16 protein-coding genes are annotated in these 19,352 nt (G+C 46.2%); 14 read left to right on the top strand and 2 right to left on the bottom strand.

The window, feature by feature from the left end:
• Positions 1 to 116: 116 nt before the first annotated feature.
• Entirely contained in the window at positions 117 to 749 is a 633-nt protein-coding gene (locus NYE45_RS21480; protein ID WP_340013897.1) for a DUF421 domain-containing protein, read from the bottom strand.
• 206 nt (positions 750 to 955) lie between these two features.
• Between NYE45_RS21480 and NYE45_RS21475 the strand changes: the two genes are divergently transcribed.
• The 4 genes from NYE45_RS21475 (at position 956) to NYE45_RS21460 (ending at position 4,591) form a co-directional block, all read left to right on the top strand.
• Positions 956 to 1,471, top strand: coding sequence for a HEAT repeat domain-containing protein (locus tag NYE45_RS21475; protein WP_340013896.1), 516 nt, complete (start codon positions 956 to 958; stop codon positions 1,469 to 1,471).
• Positions 1,472 to 1,568: 97 nt separating this feature from the next.
• The gene (locus tag NYE45_RS21470; protein ID WP_340013895.1) at positions 1,569 to 2,222 is read left to right on the top strand and encodes a ribonuclease H family protein; all 654 of its coding nucleotides are present in this window, start codon (positions 1,569 to 1,571) and stop codon (positions 2,220 to 2,222) included.
• 209 nt (positions 2,223 to 2,431) lie between these two features.
• Positions 2,432 to 3,301, top strand: a complete 870-nt coding sequence (locus tag NYE45_RS21465; RefSeq protein ID WP_340013894.1) for an alpha/beta hydrolase — start codon at positions 2,432 to 2,434, stop codon at positions 3,299 to 3,301.
• A 300-nt stretch (positions 3,302 to 3,601) separates the two neighbouring features.
• Positions 3,602 to 4,591 carry a serine/threonine-protein kinase gene (locus NYE45_RS21460; RefSeq protein ID WP_264928184.1) on the top strand — a complete coding sequence of 330 codons (990 nt, stop codon included), beginning with the start codon at positions 3,602 to 3,604 and terminating at the stop codon, positions 4,589 to 4,591.
• A gap of 181 nt (positions 4,592 to 4,772) precedes the next feature.
• Here NYE45_RS21460 and NYE45_RS21455 read toward each other — a convergent pair whose 3' ends face one another.
• On the bottom strand, positions 4,773 to 6,827 hold the full coding sequence (locus NYE45_RS21455) for a vWA domain-containing protein (protein WP_340013893.1): 2,055 nt from the start codon (positions 6,825 to 6,827) through the stop codon (positions 4,773 to 4,775).
• Positions 6,828 to 7,403: 576 nt separating this feature from the next.
• On the opposite strand from NYE45_RS21455, the gene NYE45_RS21450 reads away from it, so the two are divergent.
• From NYE45_RS21450 to NYE45_RS21405, 10 genes are all read left to right on the top strand, one after another.
• A complete protein-coding gene (locus NYE45_RS21450; protein WP_340013892.1) occupies positions 7,404 to 9,572 on the top strand; it encodes a transcriptional regulator in 2,169 nt (722 codons plus the stop codon).
• 183 nt (positions 9,573 to 9,755) lie between these two features.
• Positions 9,756 to 10,181 (top strand): hypothetical protein, encoded by a 426-nt coding sequence (locus NYE45_RS21445; protein ID WP_053781361.1) that lies wholly within the window; start codon positions 9,756 to 9,758, stop codon positions 10,179 to 10,181.
• A gap of 126 nt (positions 10,182 to 10,307) precedes the next feature.
• Positions 10,308 to 10,730, top strand: a complete 423-nt coding sequence (locus tag NYE45_RS21440; protein WP_340013891.1) for a DnaJ domain-containing protein — start codon at positions 10,308 to 10,310, stop codon at positions 10,728 to 10,730.
• A 69-nt stretch (positions 10,731 to 10,799) separates the two neighbouring features.
• Positions 10,800 to 11,324 carry an FHA domain-containing protein gene (locus NYE45_RS21435; protein ID WP_264928180.1) on the top strand — a complete coding sequence of 175 codons (525 nt, stop codon included), beginning with the start codon at positions 10,800 to 10,802 and terminating at the stop codon, positions 11,322 to 11,324.
• A gap of 43 nt (positions 11,325 to 11,367) precedes the next feature.
• Positions 11,368 to 11,901: an FHA domain-containing protein gene (locus NYE45_RS21430; RefSeq protein WP_062835604.1), complete on the top strand. Its 534-nt coding sequence runs from the start codon at positions 11,368 to 11,370 to the stop codon at positions 11,899 to 11,901.
• Positions 11,886 to 12,767 carry a protein phosphatase 2C domain-containing protein gene (locus tag NYE45_RS21425; protein WP_340013890.1) on the top strand — a complete coding sequence of 294 codons (882 nt, stop codon included), beginning with the start codon at positions 11,886 to 11,888 and terminating at the stop codon, positions 12,765 to 12,767. The genes NYE45_RS21430 and NYE45_RS21425 overlap by 16 nt, the downstream gene beginning before the upstream one ends.
• Positions 12,733 to 14,652 (top strand): serine/threonine protein phosphatase, encoded by a 1,920-nt coding sequence (locus NYE45_RS21420; protein WP_340013889.1) that lies wholly within the window; start codon positions 12,733 to 12,735, stop codon positions 14,650 to 14,652. The genes NYE45_RS21425 and NYE45_RS21420 overlap by 35 nt, the downstream gene beginning before the upstream one ends.
• Entirely contained in the window at positions 14,652 to 15,944 is a 1,293-nt protein-coding gene (locus tag NYE45_RS21415; protein ID WP_340013888.1) for a normocyte-binding protein, read from the top strand. The genes NYE45_RS21420 and NYE45_RS21415 overlap by 1 nt, the downstream gene beginning before the upstream one ends.
• Positions 15,945 to 15,951: 7 nt before the next feature.
• Entirely contained in the window at positions 15,952 to 16,641 is a 690-nt protein-coding gene (locus NYE45_RS21410; RefSeq protein ID WP_340013887.1) for an iron-dependent peroxidase, read from the top strand.
• Between the two features lie 32 nt (positions 16,642 to 16,673).
• Entirely contained in the window at positions 16,674 to 19,325 is a 2,652-nt protein-coding gene (locus tag NYE45_RS21405; RefSeq protein WP_340013886.1) for a molecular chaperone, read from the top strand.
• Positions 19,326 to 19,352 lie beyond the last annotated feature (27 nt).

The following is a 19,352-nucleotide window of genomic DNA, read 5'->3' as shown; positions in this document are numbered from 1 at the left end:
GTGGAGTAATCTTGTAAATAATCAATTGAAGTGAAAATAGACCGTACCTGTTGCAGCGATGTTGTTGCGTGCTCGCAGGGCCGGTCTATTGTTTTTTTGGAGAGGTTAGAGAGCGTCTATTGAAGCTTCGGGTCGACGGGCTGAGCATGAGCACCTTTGCTGACTTCTTGGAAAATATCTGTGGAGTTATCGCTAGGCGTTGAAGATTTGCTGCTGTTGTGTTGTTGCGGCTGATCTCCCGTTGCTGGACTGTTACCTGTAATTGTATAGTTTCGTAGTATCTCTTCCAGATCTCCAATCGTCACGGGACGAGCATGTCGTTTCAGCACGTAACCGAGTTGACCATTGGGCTCCACTGTTGCCGTCTCCAGATCGTCTACACTTGTAATTCCGTTCTGCCGCATATGCATCTCAAGCTGATCCATCGTATAACGCATACTTTTCAGATTCGGGATAATGACCTTCCCGTCCTCTACCACCATTTTGGAACTGCCACTCATTAGCCGTTCAAAAACATTAAATTTCAATTGCAGTTGTTCCACCACAAGCAATGTTGCGATAAAGACCGATGCGGATCCAATCGCTTTGCCAAGCTCATGATTCGCGATGGGCTGCACAATCGTTGTTCCGATGGAAATCATGATGACCGTTGTGGCGACACTCATCTGCGAGATCGACTTGCGTCCTGCAATTCGCAGCAGAATCATGCCGATAAGTACAAGTAAAACGGATTTCCATATCCAGTCCATGGTTGTTATTCCTTTCTATATCCACTATGCTCTGTGATTAGGCTGTTCTGGAGTTGGGGGAATTATGCAATTGAAAGGAAGAAAGGGGAGTAAGTGAAATAGTCCCATAATAAAGGGACTATTATCCTACATCCTAAAATAAGGAAATTACGGATGTTATTTAAGTAGTCTTTTCTTATAACAAAAGAGGAGTGATATTACGTACGATGTATACGAACATAATACAAGAAATGCTTTCTAAAGGAGATATGGAAGGTGCTATCCAACAAGTAGCATGTATTGGTGAGAAAAGGGATACATCTCAATTAACCTTTCTGATTGAAATTTTAAAATCTACAGAAAACAATGTATTACGAAATGAAATTGCCATCGCTTTATCTGACATTGGAGATAATCGAGCAGTCGAGCCGTTATTGGAAGTCATAACGGACCCCAAGACTTTGGGCAGCAGAGGCACATTGTTATACGCACTTGAACACCTGGATTACATACTACATATAGAGAACATCATCCCATTTATCGGGGATTCCAGTCTGGAAGTGAGTGCGCAGTCATTCATGTTATTGGAGCAAACGATGGATAGGCTATCGGATCTACAAATACTTAGGTATCAACACATCATTGAGTTACAAATGCAAAACAATCAAAGCAAGCTTTTGGAAGTAGCTTTAGAAATGTTGAGGACATGGGGTGATCCTCCAAACATAGGAGAATTTTCATAACCTTCTTTCTTTAAAAGAACAAACCACTGCTTTCATTCCGACCTCCCAATCGTTTACAATAAGGTATTGAATGTAGCAAATGAAGGAGCGGGTCACAGTGGCGAAACAGAAATACTATGTTGTCTGGGAAGGTAAGAAGCCAGGCGTATATAGCACATGGGCGGAATGCAAAGCGCAAACGGATCATTTTACCGGAGCAAAATATAAATCGTATGAATCCAAAGCGGCTGCAGAAGAAGCGTATCGCGCCGGATGGAAAGGCAACTGGGGTTCAAGCGCGGGCGGAGCGTCGAAGACGAAGTCAGCCAGTAGCGGAAGAAGTGCAGGTATGGAAACGTCGGAGGAAGTGGATTACGACAGCATCTCTGTTGATGTGGGTACACGTGGGAACCCCGGACCTGTAGAATACAAAGGGGTAGACACCCGCACAGGTGAGATTATTTTCTCCGTCGGACCGATCTCCAAAGGCACGAACAATCTGGGCGAATTTTTGGCCATTGTACATGCTCTAGCACATCTGAAGAAAGAAGGCAGTACCAAAACGGTGTATACTGACTCGGTCAATGCCATGAAATGGCTGAAGCAGAAAAAAGTAGCCACGACGTTAGCGCGGGACAACTCCACAGAAGAGATCTGGCTGATGATTGACCGTGCGGAGCAGTGGCTCCAGACGAATACGTACAGCAATAAAGTGCTAAAATGGCAGACCAAGCAGTGGGGCGAAATCAAGGCGGATTACGGCCGGAAGTAAGCATTTTTCTTTTAGATGCCTCCTTTATTTCTTGTCTATTAGAATCCATATTTACAATTTCCAGTTTCCGCTCTATAATCACTGAATATGATTAGTTAAACATATGGAGGAGCCTGTCATCTGCAGGCCCTCTTTATCTTTTTGGTCCATTGATGAACAAGTCCATTCACTAGAATGGGTTATTTGAGTATATTTTGCAGGAGGCAGACATGAGTTCCATTTACAGAAGTGAAGAAGGCAAGAGTAGCATTCTCGAAGAGTATGAGATTTATTTGAATGAGTTGGGTGAGGGATTTACACGGGAGTATGTGGAGACACGTTTTGGGAAGACGCATGTTTTATTGACAGGTCCTCAAGATGGCAAGCCGCTATTTATTCTTCAGGGCGGTAATTGTGTGAACCCGATGACGTTGTCATGGTTCTCTTCCTTATTTAAAGAATACCGGATTATTGCTCCTGATACGATTGGTCATCCCGGCTATAGTGAGGAAGCCAGCATCTCGACACGGTTTGATAGTTTGGCATTATGGGTGTCGGATCTGCTGGATCACTATGATATCGAAAAGAGTGCGTTTATCGGTCCATCGTTTGGAGGAGGCATTATCCTCAGATTGGCCACTTATATTCCGGAACGTATTTCATGCTCCGTATTGGTTGCTCCTGCGGGTCTCGCGGTCAATTCCAGAATCAAAACAGCTCAGGATATCACCCTGCCGCTCGTCAAGTACCGTATGACGTCTTCACCATCTTCTTTGCAAAAAATTACGGACACCATGTCGTGCAACTGCATGAAAGAAATGGACAAAAACATTATCGGCAAACTTTTTAAATACGTTAGTATAGATCAGGATCTGCCCAAGCTCACGGAGCGGGAAGAACTGGTGAACTATACGTCTCCAACCCTGTTATTGGTGGGGGAGAAGGATGTATTTTTCCCAGCGGATAAGTGTATTGAACGGGCTCAAAAAATTATTCCCAATGTTCAAGCCATCAAGTATGATACAGGACATTTTCCTTCACAGGACGTATTGGTTCAAATGAACGAGGAAATAGGGCAGTTTTTACAAAAGAATTATTAAAAAAAGCTGTAATAGCTGAATGGAGAAATGTATTTTTCCAGTTTAATAAAGTAATTCATCCCATGTGTCGATACTCTATATAAGAGAACCCGTTTCTTCTATATAATAGTGTAAATAGGGATTAGAAGTAGATCGTAGAAAGCTTGATATCATTAATATTTAAATATTTCGCGTAGGGGTGTTTCAAATTGCATCATTTGGTTTATATAGATGGTTGGCGATGAATTGCTTACTGGCTGGACCAAATGATGCATTTACGCGGAAAGTCTTCCGATCGACAAGGTTGAAAAGAGGTCTGTTATGAGAAAAGATAATTGCAAAATGGCATTGCAACGCAATGTGATTATAAATGATACATATCAGGTAAGACAGGTATTGGCCAGCAGTGAGTTGGCTATTGTATATGCAGGGCGAGATCGTAACACAGGTGCCAAGGTAGCCATTAAGGAATTCTTCCCACTGCGACTGGCTGAACGTCAGGCAGACAAGCGGGGAGTCTACTGTTCATCGCGGGGATATAGTGGGCAATATCAGGAGTTGCTAGCAGCATTTCTGCTCGAAGGTGAACTGTTATCGACACTGGATCATCCTCATATTGTTTCGTATTTGGATCATTTTGAAGCGAATGATACGGGGTATCTGGTTATGGAATACTGCACAGGGATTACGTTGACCGAGTATCTGAATGAACACAATCATGCGCTTGATGCTGCATTCATAACAGAGACGCTGCTTCCACTGGTGGATACATTGGATTATATACATAAGCAAGGCATTCTTCACCGGGATGTGAAACCTTCCAACATTATGGTGATGGAGGACGGTACACCCAAGCTTCTGGACTTCGGCTCAGCTACCCGTTGGCCTATGCAATCTGGAGAGAAACAGGCGATATTTACATCGGCAGGCTATTCTCCGCTGGAGTTCTATTCGGAGAAATCCAGTCAGGGACCTATGTCGGACATCTATAGCCTTGCGGCTCTGCTCCATTATTGGACATGCGGGCAGCCACCAATGGACGTGAAGCAACGGTTGTTCCAAGATGAACTGCCATCTGTTCGTTCACATAATGAATATGTGAATCCTTGGCTTGCACGTGTTATTCATTGGGGGCTGTCGGTGCGTTCTGAGAAACGCTGTGCTTCTCTGGCCTGGGTCAGAAGCTCGCTCCGAGTTCAAGCCTGGGTGTGGAAAGTGCGTAAACCTGGAACGGTGGAATGGTCTTTGGCTGAAAATGAACATACGCAGGTCTATGAAGTGGAGCCGAAAAAGCAACATGAGACGGCGTAAGCAGGCGTGACCTGAGTTCATAAAGTGGATGCACTTAAATGAGAGCATAGCATTTATATGCACGAACAACATAAACAAGCCAGTTCTTACCCTTGAAGGGGACGAGCTGGCTTGTTTTCTTTTATATTTTCAGAGAGAACTCGCATCAGCGTGCTTCATTCCCACTTCGTTAAGACGTAGTTTACTGTGGATCTCTCTTTTGTCCTACATAGATATTGGTACTTGGTTTGATGGCTTTGTAACGAATTTCGATCTCCGTAACACCATCCTCAAAGGTAATATACAACTTTTCATTATACTCCATAGCTTCCGTGTGTCGGCGCTTCACTGGCGTTCGGCCTCGGACAACCGTACAATTCGTATCGTGGCGGACCAATAACGTTTCTTTCTTACCCGCTTCCAGCCAGATTCGTCCCGCTTCCGGTACTTTGACCCCGATGTCCATGCGATCAAACAGTTCACTTAGACTTACTTTTCGGCGTTCCAATGAGGTTAGAGGCCAATTGGTTACCGGAATATCCTCGCCGTTCGCTGTAGCTAGAAAGTATCCTTCCAGTCTTCCGCGAAATACGGGTTTTGGCTTCAATACGAACCAATACAGTGCGAAAATAGCACCAGCAAGCAGCAGGCCCAATCCTGTATAGAGCAGTACCTTTTCACGTAAAGAATGAATTTGCAACGAAATGTCTGTAGTTATACTTGCTCCCTCAGAATCCGTTGCTGTCACCTTGATCGTTGAACTTCCAGTGTGAAGAGAAGACCATCGCAACAGGTTACCTTCAATGACGGCATCCCCGAGTTTGCGCTCACTTCCACCGTCTGCAAGGATATACGTTAATGGATCATTATTGGCATCCCTAAAGTAGTTGTTCAGGTCAACATCTGTATTGCTGTCGTCTTTGGATAACACCATGGATTCACCGGTGGCTACGGGTGCTTGATTCGTAATGTCTACTTCAACCGGAGTAATTTCCCGATAAAAGTCCGGACCGTCGATCCGTAGTCCCCATGTGTACAGATCCGACTTGGGAAAAGTGTATTTTCCCGTAAATCCGCTACCTGTATTGGTTAAAGGGATCCGTTCTGTTTTTCCATCAGATGGAGTTACAATGAGTTCCGCTTCCAGTCCCTTGTACACATCCAAGTCCTTAATGGGTTTAGGGTCCACAGTCTGATCGTAGAGTGATGCCTCAAATGTGATGCTCTTCCCTTTGACTGGCTGCTCCGTTGCCATATTTGCGACCGCAGAGACGTTGTAGTTCCCTAATAGGTTAATCTTCACCAGATCACCGCTACGGCCTTTGAATTTCAGTTTGAACTGTCCTTTGACCGGACGAATGATCTTCATCAGAGCATATTTATCAGACCGAATGAAGCTGACATTGCTCGACTGATAATAGAGCTGAGCTTCGGAGACAGCATGATCAGAGAGCATGATAATGTTGGCATCCGCCATGCTGGAGTTAGGAATATCCACGGTTACTTCCTGCATTGCTCCGGTTGCAGTTACAGCCGCTACAGATACAAGAACAGATTGAATCTGATCTGCAAAAATCCGATTGAAGATTTCAGGCAGATCGTCCGCACTGCCGGTGATAAAGGAAGAACCACCCGTTTCTTTGGCGATACGCTCCAGTTCTGCCGGGTTAACGGTACCGTCGCGGTTTAGTCCCACAGTATAGATGGGATAACCAGCTTGTTGTGCCATCTCAATAACTTTGTCCACATCTTTGGAGGAGTCAGCAGGTGTTCTGCTCGTCGATCCTCGCAAATCCGTTTCTCCGTCAGAGAGCAAAATCATAAATGGTTTACGTTTGTCCGTCTGCGATTGTTCGAGCAGGCTAGCCCCTCGGCGTAAGCCAAGTCCGAGATCTGTATATCCGGAACGTTTTAAGCCATCCACACGGCTACGAAGATTATTGCGAGCACCAGAGGATGAAATATCCATCAGTGGTACGGATGAAGTGATCTTATCATTATAAGCTACAAACCCTAATCGGGTCTTAGGTCCACTACTCATATCCATAAACATATGTATAACTTCTTCGGCAATGCGATCTTTGTCGGTCTCATTCATAGAGTAGCTAACATCCAGGACAAACATGGCATCTAGGCCTTCATACGTCTGGGTCTTGACAGATGATTCAGCGTATATGCTCCCCATGTCCCATGCTGGAATTAAAAAGCTGACCAACAAGAGAGTGAAAATTGTTTTTTTGAATTTTATTAATATCATATGATGCTTTGAATCTCCTTTCTGTTTTGGGTACTGCAAATGTTTTTTTGATATCAAACTAATTTTTGTTAAAAAATTTTGTTTCTACACGATAAAACCCCGTTATGCGTAGTTTTGATAAGAGAAGAATATTGCAACACCGCATACGTTAAGGTGCTTTCCTCTTGATTAGGGGGAAAACTCCACTAGTTTTAAATCATTGAACATCATCCAGATTATAGGATATTCTTTATCATCGGCATGATTCGCAGGGAAGTGAAGCGAAAATCGGAAATTAGTTCTATAGGTATATCGAAGTCACATAAATGAGCTTTTAGACCTATATAGGGGAATATTGACAAAACATATCGCTGATGATTAAGATGAATTCCATAAATCTCCAAAGCAAACGGCATAATCTGGTACATAAGTTCCAGTCGTATGTTGACAGCTCGTTCTATTGGACTTGTGATCTTCTGAGAGAATGATTCTCTTAGATCATGACTAAAGGCTGATAGAGTGTGCGGAGTGTCAAAAATTGATGGAGGGGGGGAAGCATTCGCCCGAATGAACCATCATTTGGGGGATGTTGCCTGAATGGATATTATTAATCAAACGAACCGAACGATGCTTTTCGAAGAGATCAATCCGGAGAAAATGGATTTGATTACGATTGTCGGAGACGTAAAAGGGATCGACAGTTTGAATGATGACAAGATCAAGGAGATCAACGAACACTTGCTTGTACGAAACTTCGATGAGTTTTTGGACAAGTTTTCTCCCAGTGTGTATTCCTTTTTCAATGCGGTAAACCAGAAAGTCATGTATACGCTCAAAAAGCCGGAAGGGATTCCGGATGAAGCAATCTCTGAGATCAAAATTGATCATAGCAATGACTTCCTGAGAATGCTGTTTACCCTGATCGATACCAAACGTAGTCAGGGGATTACGAATGTAGATTTCAAGTTTGAAAATTTGCTGGATATGATTTCACCGAAAAAGGTTATGGATGACATTCGGCAGGTACGGAAAGAAATTCATTACATGTACGGCCAGCATGAGAAGCTGGATGATGGGGATCCGAAGAAGTTGGATATCGGGGATAAACTTAATGTCATGTTTGAAGATGCCAGCCGGAACTATAACAATGTTATGGCAATGCTGCCACTGGCCATCGAAGATATCAAAACCCGCCTGTTGCTGAGCCGTGCTCAAGAAGAAACTTCTTCCGAAGCGATTCAGGTAGGACAACTCACGATTGGTGAGAGTGGAGAATTGAAAATTATCGAAGCTCCAAAGAGTGATAACAACGAGTTGATGCTCCTGGATGAGTCAACAAGCACAGATTTGACTCAGGTGTTTGCTGAAGATTATGATTCACTCTCCGAGGCACCTTCAGCGTATGTACAGGATCTGGTCGTTCGTACATTCTGCCCACTGCCTGCGGTTCAGACGGATGTGGATACGGCAGTTGAAGTACAGAATTACAATACATACCTGGAATTTTACAAGAACGCCAAGGATGACTTTGTGAAAACCGTAAAACCGCTGGTAGAGAAAATTTTGGGTGTCAAAATGTTCTTTGATCAATATGCGACCAAAAACAAAGGCATGCTGCCTTCCATGCTGATTGCCAATGCCAAGCTGGATATGCTTGTTAAGAGCAGTAACATTCCGCGGCTGGAGACCTATCTCAACACAGTCAATGCGAAGAATGATTTTACCGACACCATTTGGTTCGGTATTGTTCCTTCCGTTGAACTGGAGAATACGGGACAAGTTCAAGTCAGTCGTGCCCGTTTCCGTGGTAATGAGAAAGTGGTTAAACAAGATGGAAACAGTATGGAATCCCTGTCGATGCTCCTGCAAGTCGTTAAAGACTACAAAGTACAAGTGTTCTTCAGCTTTGAATCTGGAGAAGAGACGACATTCAGCAGCATGGCTACCGCAGGCATCGATAAATATATTGATAAATGCGCGGTATTAACTCGCAAGGACTACAGCGAATTCGCCATTCCAAGTGCTCCGAATTTCACCATCATTCCGAAAGAGAAATCGGGTGTCGTGATCGACAGTCGTATGCTCCAAACGGAAAATGGTGTGGAGCTTTCCAAGGAGAAAGAAGACATTCTGAAGCTGTGGATTGAAGGTGTGTATGTCGGTGCGTCTTATGTATCTGCCGGAATTGTGGCTGCATATCAGTGCCCTGAGTACCTACGAGGCGCATTCAAAACCGTGAACCGGGATTATCCAGGTGTGCGTTTTGATATTGAAGCAGGCGATAACAGTCTGCGTGTAGTGACTACGATGACCAAAGAAATCTCCGGATTTACAAACACTATCAAGGATTCGATTAACCGGAAAAACTTTGGATTTATTTTCTCATCGGAAAATGCCCAAATCCAGGATAGTGATATCAAGCGGATCACGGTATACAAAGCGAGAAGCATGGCGATGTCCGAAGATGGCTTTGATTCCTTGTATAAAACACTCGTAAGTACTTACATTGAGCGCTTGCTCCGTTTCCAGACGGGTGATTTCAAGCATGAAAATATCGTCAAATTCTTCAGCAACAATCCGAGCAGTCAGAAGAGCAGGTGGCTAGGAACCCGAGGGTCGATCAATTCGATCATTCAGGAAGGTGACGACATGAGCTTTATCATCGATGAGAAGAGCAATATGTGCCACATTGACCTGGTATTCAACGGCAACGTGAAGAACCTGGAGGTCATGATTACCAAAGGCACCAGCGCGATGAAAGTGTAGAGGCTGGAGTAATTACAAGTTTTGAACTTTGAATATAATACTTCAAACAACGAATTATAGACATTTATTTTGGTGTTAAAGGCAGCCTTTATTGGCTGACCTTATACATATATTCCGGTACCTTTCCCCAGATGGAGAGCATGCCGGGCACATTGTTTTCTAATCTTAAGGAGGTTTTTATTAATGGGTTTTGTATTGAAAGTAGAAGGCGCAGAAACAATCGAATTGGGAATGGATAATATCCGCACAGTAGTGTATGACACAGATACGCCAGATGATTCCAACGCTAGATCCACAGATGTAGGTGCAACACTTCGCATCAGTGGCAAAATTATTACAGCAACAGACGGTGACAATGCAGATGACACGATGAAACTTGCTCTGTGGTCCCTCGTTCCAGCTGAAAAAGCAGATTGCTACCGTAAAGTAACCCTGGAAGTAGTTGCAGCAGACCAAGTGGTACGCAAAATTTACTTGCCTAACGCGTTCGTTGTGGATTACACAGAGCGTTTCGGAGATACCGAAGGCGTGGGTGAATTCAGCCTGTTCATCAAACAGAAAAAAGACAAAACTGAATTCACTAAAATCGAAGGCGGCTTCCCGGTATAAAAGGGGGCAACTAATGTTCCGGGTCAGTTATGACTGGCCCAGAATAACGCTGTCATGTTAAGGGGCCCTGGTGCCCCTTAATCTTTATTTACGCCCGAATACGGCAGGGAGGCAGGAACGAATACCATGAAAGATTATTATGCGGTGCTTGGTGTGGAACGTGAAGCTTCTCCGGAGCAGATCAAGAAGGCTTATCGTCAATTGGCGAAGAAATTTCACCCGGATGTTAATGGGGGAGATCCGCAGGCAGAAGTACGTTTCAAACAAGTACATGAGGCCTACAGCACACTCGGAAATCCCGAGTTAAGGGCAGCATACAATCAACAATCTCGATCTACAGGGAATCCAGAAGGGGTAAAAGGAGCAACATCCAGTACGAATACCGAAAAGGTATGGTCTGATCCATCACGAATGCAGGAACAGTTTGAACAATTTTTTGGCTATAGCCCCAAAGGCAAGGAAAGCTCAAACAGTGGCAAAGCCGATCCCAATAAAGGAATGGATATGTCCGCCATGTTTGACCGATATTTCGGAGTTCGAAAAAAGTAAGCCGGTGGCCTGTAATGGATCGTGCCGGTTCAGGCGGAGGTTATGGAAGTGAGACGAGGAAGGTCGGTAATGACGATAGGGCTTGACGCATGCGTCGCCATGATTTCGTTAGCCGTGCTGTATTACATATTCATCATTAACCGGGACATGAGTGCCCAATGGATAACTGGAATTATTGTAGTCCTCTCCGGGGGAGCATACCTGTTTTTTAAATACATACCTGCCACCAAGGGGGAAAAGAAGAAGTTGTCTTCACGTGTTGTGAAACTCGTGCTGTTGGACGACGACGGTACAAGTGTGAAGGAATGGTACATTCAGGGTGAGACGAGTGTATTGATCGGAAAAAGTTCGAAGAACAGTGAGGCGGACATTGATCTGTCCGATACTCCATATGCCTCCCTCATCAGTCCGCAACATGCTGTGCTGAACAAAGCCTCGGGCCAATGGTTTATCGAGGATATTGACTCGGCTAGCGGCGTAGGTGTTCGTAAGGGGAATCAAAGCAGATCATCCAAATTGGAAATCGAAGAACCCAGCCTGATTGAGGCAGGGGACTTAATTTATATTGCCAATACCCGAATTTTGGTGAAATAACGTTGGCGTACCATTATACAAGCTTACGGGGGAATGAAAAGAAATGAGTCTGACAAGATGTGGAAACGGACATATGTTCAGTACGAGACGGCACGGAAACACGTGTCCATATTGCAATCTGGCCGTCGAGTCACCGGCCTCCGGTAATAGTGAAGCAGCGGGAGCAGTCCCACGCGCGCCTCGCACAGCAGAAGATGACAGAACGATGCCATACCTGGGAGAAACGACAGGAATTGAACCGGTAACGGGATGGATGGTGTGTATCGAAGGTCCGCAGATGGGCCAGGATTATCGGATTATGGCTGAAAAGAATTTTATTGGACGTTCGGAAGAGATGCATGTTCGAATCCTTGGGGATAACACGATTTCAAGGCGTAATCATGCGGTGATTGTATATGATCCCAAAAAACGGAATTTCTATCTGCTGCCCGGCGATGCTTCTGGCCTTGCTTATCACAACAATGAAGCGGTCTATTCTCCGGTGGAACTGGCTGCGTACGACGTCATTCAATTGGGACGGAGTAAATTCATTTTCATCCCATTATGTGGTGTGCATTTTGAATGGGAGCAACAGTGAATACCTTCATGATCTTGTGGAACGACAAGGAGCTAACGCCTTATTGGGTTCTGGTAGCAGGCTGTTTGTCGATCTGGTTGTTGTTATTCGTCCGAAGCCGGATTCCGGTAAGGCAACGTGACGATAGGCCAGTGGGTGTTCAGATCGGGAATGGACAGACCATTGGTGCTCGCAGTGAGCAGGATGATTATTTTGCCTGTGCCGTGGAGCCTTATGGTGTACTTGCGGTACTTGCCGATGGAATTAGCGGCTTATCTGGTGGGAAAGTAGCCAGTACAACTGCTGTAGAGACATTTATCCGTGAGTTCGAAGAATTGGAGCGGTTTCCTGATCCAGAGGAGTTTTGGGATGCATCTTCCCATGCGGCAAATCAGGCGATTCTTCGCAATTTACTTGGCGTTCCTGGAGGAACGACGCTGGTATCAGCCATGATCAAGGGCAGAGAGCTGTATTGGGGCGCAGTAGGGGACAGCATTTTGGCCGTATTTCGCAAAGGTGAGCTACTTGCTATTAATCATAAACATACGCTGGAAACTCAACTCGAAGAACAGTATATGTCTGGAGAAATATCGGAGCAGGAGGCGTTGGATAATCCGCAGCGCAAAAGGCTGGTCAACTATTTGGGGTACGACCATTTTAAACAAATGGAAATCGCGGACGAGCCGTTTGCACTGCAGCCGGCGGACAAGATTGTGTTATGCAGTGACGGGGTATACAACTCCCTTACTGAGATGGAACTGGAGACTATACTGGCGAAAGACATGTCGCCATTTGATACAGCACAGACCATCATTGATTTGATTGAAGAAAAACAGCTCGTGCATCAGGATAATGCCACGATTATCATTTTGGAGCAAGGATGGTAACGGATCAGGCAACGCACAGGGAAGGGAAATGGGGAGACGGATGAGGAAGGAGAACAGTGAATTCAAGACGGCTTTTGTCTCGGAAGCGGGATCTTTCCTGAAAAATCGGGATTTCTACGGCTGCGTTGAGCTGGAAGATTGGGCCTGTTATGTCATTGCAGATGGCCTGGATACGGATACGGAAGTGAATAGCGCACAGATCACAGTGCAGACCATTCTGGAATCCTTTTTGGAAAAGCCAACCATGTCCAAACGCAGACTAACAGAGTATATCAAGATTGCACATGAATGGCTTCAGTATGAAAGTCGCCGAGTCAGGCTCAAGGCGGGCTTCGTCATTGTTGTGACAGACTATACACGTATGGTGTGGGCATCTGCCGGACACAGCCGGTTGTATCATTTTCGTGGAAATCGACTTGCATTAAAAAGCAAGGACCACAGCGTTGCTGCTCAGCTGGCAGCCGAAGGCCAGATTGCAGAGGATCGTGTGGATCAGCATGATGAACGCGGTAATCTGAATGAATATGCGGGCAAACCTGGCATGATCAAGCCGTATGTATCGGATAAGATCAAGCTGGCCGATGGCGACGTACTTGTGCTCTGCACCCCTGGATTGTGGGAGGGGGTTCAGGATGCGGAGATGATCGATGCGGTTGAAGGTGCCAATGACCCGCAGACCCTGGCGGATACGCTTGAAGAAGTGATGCTTAGCAAGCAACGTGCCCGTATCGAGAATTATAGTGCGGCAGCCATATATGTGAACAAGATTTTTCATGAAGAGCCCAAGAACCGTAAGAAATGGATTAAGCGGATTGCCATCATGCTGGTTATGCTCCTGATTTTTGGTGGAGCCGGCATATTCTACGCGGTGAAAAGTGCAGCCAAAAAAGCTGAATTGGCCGTAGATATGCTGCAATATGAACAGACCGCAGACCAGTACGTCAAGGAACAAGAGTATGCCAAGGCAGTCTCGGACTACAGCCTGGCGCGCAATAATTCCATCAAAATCAAAGACCCGATACATAAAAAGCTGTTGACTGCGAAGATGGCTGCTGCTCAGACGCTGGTTGATGGGGAAGCTCACCTGAAAGAAGGCGACATTACCAAAGCAACCGCGAGTTACACCAAAGCATTGGAATTGTCTGAATCCTATAGCATGTTCAACCGGGAAGTTATTCAGGAGCGCCTGGAGCAGATGACGACTTTCCAGCAAGTGCAAGACTGGATCACCGAGGGCGATCTGAAACTCCAGAACGGAGATTACAGTGGAGCGATCATTTTGTATAAAAGGGCCAGAACAGCCGCGACGGAGACAGCTTACAAGGATGCGCTGAAGGAAATTGCTACGCAACTGGAGACGGCCGAGACCAAACGTGCAGATATCAAACGGCAATCCCGGCAGCTTCAAGCAGATACGCTGGAACAGAAGGGTGACCGCTTCAATGAAGCCGGAGACTATAGTGGAGCCATGGATGCCTATGCTTCGGCACAGGAAATTTATCAGGAGATCGATATGTTGGAACGCGTGCTGGCCATGGAGCGGAAAATAAACAAGCTGGATGAGAAATTGAACCCACCTGTACCGGCGGCTGATCTTACGCAGGATACGGCAGGATTAGATACAGCAAATACATCGGGTATGACCTCGGATATGACCGGGAGTACGGGAAGTATGAGCGCAGGCAATACAGTGGGGAACGGTTCTTCCACTGGTAATGTCACCTCGGCTGGAAGTGGCAGTGTGGATACTTCTGGCTCAGGTGCTTCTGCTGGAAAAACGACAAGTAATGCTAGCGGTAATGCTGCCTCCAATGCTGATGGAAGCACCGACACCACGGAGACTGACGTGAACGAACAGGAGTCATCGGAAGGAGGAGATTCATAATGAAAGACATGATTCGTGACCGTCTTAACAAGATGGAGGATCTGGAACAACGCCGCATGCTCAAAGATCTCATGACAGGCGTTTTTCTTAATCTTGTGGAGTATCAGGAGACGCTGAACAAGCAAATTGAGCAACGTGTTTTTGATGAGGTGTTGCCGCAGGAGGAACGTCATGATGTATATGTCACATTATGCGCGCGGGAAGATCTGGACCCTATTCATGAATTTCTGTACCCGATCCTTCCTGAGGATGATGAACCACAGACCGTCTATTTGAGTGAGGCCTCAGAGGCACTGGCGCGTCAGGAAGAGATGAAATTGTTCACATTCTACATGGAATGCGGGCAACAGGAACTCCAATCTCTGCTGAAAAGTAATCGGACATTTCGCGGGGAGATTGTAACGAGTGAAGGCAGACATGCCATAACGGTTCGGTTGAAATCAAGTACAGCGTATATCTCCAAAGTGGAAGAATTGTACCGGGTCTTTCGTAAAAACAGCCTACCATGGAAATCGATTAATGCACCTTATATTTTCAAATTCGTTGATTGTGTTCTGGTAGGTTCTGACGATGGAGAGGCATGGGATAAACAACATACGGTCAAGGAACTTTCCATCCATCTGGAGGAGTTTGAGTCTTATAAAAGAACCAATATGATTCCGCTGTGGAACATCCAGAAGATTGATATGAAAACGGGTGGATTCCCTGTTCCGGCTTCGGACCGAATCAATTATGAACATGTGTTGCCACTCCGCAAAACCGGAACGGAACACGGATATCTGGTCGATGGAGACGAATCGCATATTCGGTATATCAAAAGATCGGAAGAAGATATCACGATCGTATCTCCGCTGGAAAAATCCGATTCATGGACGGTGCTGAAAATAGCTGGTCCTGTCGCAACCCGTATTGGCAGAATGGACTATCCGCTGTTTTCCAACAACAAACGGGAAGGGTTTGCTGGTAAATATGCGCGTCAGGAAGGGCGTTCTGTGCGGTCCAAAGGGGAGATTGCCCGCATGGTTCACGCTTTTCAGGCAGCAGAGGGTTTGGAACTGGAAGATGTACAAGTGGTGGCGCCAGGACCCGCTTTGGGAGTCACGTACCCACTTAATGCATTTGTTAGTGACCATGTCCGTGTTGAGACAGATAAACATCGAATGATCTTAAGGTTCAGCAGACACGGGAAGCAGCCGGGACAGGCTATTTTTCTGGATGATCTGCTGAGCTTTCTGGTATCCGAAATCCAGCTGGCTTTCCCCGAATACTGCTGCGAAGGGGAATGGGTGTGAGTACAGCATGAATTACATCTGGGACCTGATTATACGAGCCAAACGTAATGGAACTGATCTGCGCGACGTAACCTTTGTGCCAGCACGTGTATATTCGCCTTATATGGAACTTAGTCATACGAACCTGAATGCTTCAGGCGTGGAAGGCACGATTGAAGTCAATCCGTATTATCGCTTCTTTGATATTTTCCGGGACCTCTTCGACATCAATAATGAAGAGCAGGTGGAGTTGCGGGAAGCACTCTTTGATCTGGTTATTCATTTTCTGGCGGATATGGATTTGATGCAGGGTATGAACAAGAGGGAGTATTATATTCGCTTCATTCTGAGGGATATGCATTCGGGTGTATACGGGGATCGGGTTCGACGGCGACTGGAGCTGTTCGGGCAGGAGGAGCAGGAAGTAATCGCCTGCAATATGCTCCGTTTGTATGATACGGGAGAGGCGGTTCATCTGCTGAGGGATACCCTTGTACGAATGTTCCCGCGTTCAACCCTTTATGCCAATTGTGAGGAGAAGGATGAATTGCTTTTGTATATTGGTCAGGTAGAACGTACAGAAGCGAAGGAGAAGCTGGAACTGATTCTTGAACTCTTTCTGCCGGTACGTTTCGACACGGAAATATACTGGGGGCATCATTTTGGCATTCTGGATGTGGACTATACGATGATACAGGACGGGATTGCCCTATATTAAGCAGCACCAGCAGTTGTAAGGAGGAAGTATAGATGAACGGCTATTCATACCGATTGTATCCTGACGCCACGAGCAGGGAACGTTCCAGAGGAACCATGCGTTATACGCGTGAAGAATTGATGGACATGACCACATTCCAATTACGGAACATTTGCTACAAGGAACGGTTAATTGAGGGATTGGGCCCTCGGACGGAACGGGAAGAACTGATTCGGATTATTTTAAAATTTCTGGGAGCGGACGATGTATTGTGGATCGACCAGTCTGTTGATGGCGGATTCGAGCGTATACAAAAGGCTATCTCTCGTCATATGACGGCTCCCATGAGCAGTGATGGAGGCATTAGTGTGCCTGCGCGACTGATTCTGTACGAAGGATTGAACGTGGACAAGCTGGATCGATATGTGGTCACGGCACCGGGGGGACTAACCGAATCCAACGTACTTTTAGTCAATGAGAGCATGGAGCTGTGTGGCATCTTCAACCTGGTTAAGGACGACTCCGTATCGGGAACCTTTTATTTGACGGCAGGAAGTGGGGCGACCTGGAAGAAATCGGGCAACAGACAGTACAGTCTCCTCTTTTTCCGTAAACGCGACTCGGAGTATCTATATCAGACCTATTATTCCAGCAGACCGCTTCCACCGGTTCATATTCAATATACTCAAATCCCACTGGCAGATCTGGACATCCGGGAGCTTGAACCGACAGAAGCAGTGCTTGCAATTGATTTTGGCACCTCCAATACGACGGCAGGCGCCTATTTGCATAACGGTTATATTCAGGCGCCAAGTAGCCAGGATTTGCTGAATGGACGAGTCCGTATGGATGCCATCAACTATGTTGCTTTTCCCGACCCTACATACAAAGATACGGACTGGATCGAGGTCCTGCCTACGGCAATCGGTGTGGCGGAGTGCTCGGATCCAGCGAACATTCGTTACGAGTTCGGCTATGAAGCGCTGCGAAGCATGCGTCGGGGAGGGTACAGCAGCCGGGCGAGTGTCTTTCGCAGCATGAAGCGCTGGGTGAACAATTACAACAAAATGGAAGAAATCGTCGATGTTCATGGCAATGCGGCCATGGTGTCTCGTATGGACCTGTTGCGTGCGTACATGAATTACATCATCCGAACGGCAGAGCATCAGTTCAAGTGCAAGTTTCGCCATGTGCACTTTACGAGTCCCGTGAAGATGAAAACACAGTTTTTGCAGATGTTCGGAGAGATGCTTCCGGATTATCGGATTGAGCAGACGTATGCGCTGGATGAGGGAATGGCTGTGCTCTATAACACCCTTGCTGACGGGATGGAACGTGGTGCTTTCATGGAAGGGCAGACGTATCATGCGCTCGTAATTGATTGTGGCGGTGGAACAACGGATTTATCCTCCTGTGCCTTTACGATCGAGGACGGACATATGGCGTACAAGCTGGATATCCATACGACCTACGAAAATGGGGATACGAACTTCGGAGGTCACAACATTACCTATCGTATTATGCAATTCATGAAAATTGTATTCGCCGACTACTATAGCGGACGCCGTCAGGTGACGGATATTGATAGCCTGATTGAGGCACCTGGTGCGGATGTGTTCCGTCAGGTGGACGAAGAGGGTGTGAAGTCCGTTTATCAGAAGCTGGAGCAGCGCTATGAGGAGGCAGAACATATCATCCCGACTGCGTTTGCGCGTCGAGAGAATCGTTCACGGGACGAATATTTGCGGGTAAGAGGCAACTTCTACTTCCTGTGGGAAATCGCAGAAGAGATGAAGCAGCAATTTTTCCGCAAAACCGGTATCTTGCGTAACCGATTCCACTCGGAGATGGAGGGCGACGGGGACAGTGATCTGCAAATAACGACCATGGAGCGTTGGTTCCTCTCAGTAGAACGGAATGGGGAGTTGAAGGATGAATATGAGTTCCCCGATGTGGTGTTCAATATCAAGGAGATTACCCAGCTGATTAAGGCTGATATCTATGAGGTGGTTCGCAAGTTTTTGGATGATTTCTATCGGCAAGGGCGGATGAACCAGTACTCGATTATCAAGTTGACAGGTCAGTCCTGTCGAATTGATGTATTTCGGGAAGCATTGAAAGAGTTCGTTCCAGGCAGAAGCATTGAGTTTCGGCAAAAACCTGCGGAAGGGCGTGTGCCTGATCTTAAACTTGCCTGCCTTCGAGGGGCGATTCGTTATCTGAGTGCCCGCAAAACGGGAAGCGTTCAAGCCGACATCACGCATGATGCCGCTGTAATTCCGTATACCGTAAGTGCCTACACGCATAATGGACGTGAAAAAATGCTGATCAGCAGTCTGGATCGGAGTGATGGCATTCCGGGCAGCATTTCCCGTCCATTCGAGACGGCAGAAGTGGAGTTATACCTTAGCGGAAGTGATGGCCAGTTGAGACAGAAGTTCGTATATGCCAACCGTCCGGATTTCTATAAAGAGGTGCTTTATGAAGACATTCGGGATCGATACGGAGATAAAATTCCGCAGGATGATACGGATTCCATCGTGAATGGAGAGACGAAGTTTTTTGTCTTTCCGGATGATCGTCATTGGGGCTTCCATGTGTTGCCTGTAGCTCGTAGAAATGAACGGCTGTATCTGGGATCGCAGAAGCTGCTTCCATTTGAAACAGACTTGTCGGAACTGGACTTCTTTGACGGAATGAAGTGAGGATCACGAGCAGAAAGGAGGAACACC

Origin of the sequence: Paenibacillus sp. FSL K6-1318, assembly GCF_037976905.1 — a bacterium.
In the GTDB taxonomy this organism is placed as follows: domain Bacteria; phylum Bacillota; class Bacilli; order Paenibacillales; family Paenibacillaceae; genus Paenibacillus; species Paenibacillus amylolyticus_A.
This window is presented reverse-complemented; position numbering and strand designations above follow the sequence as displayed.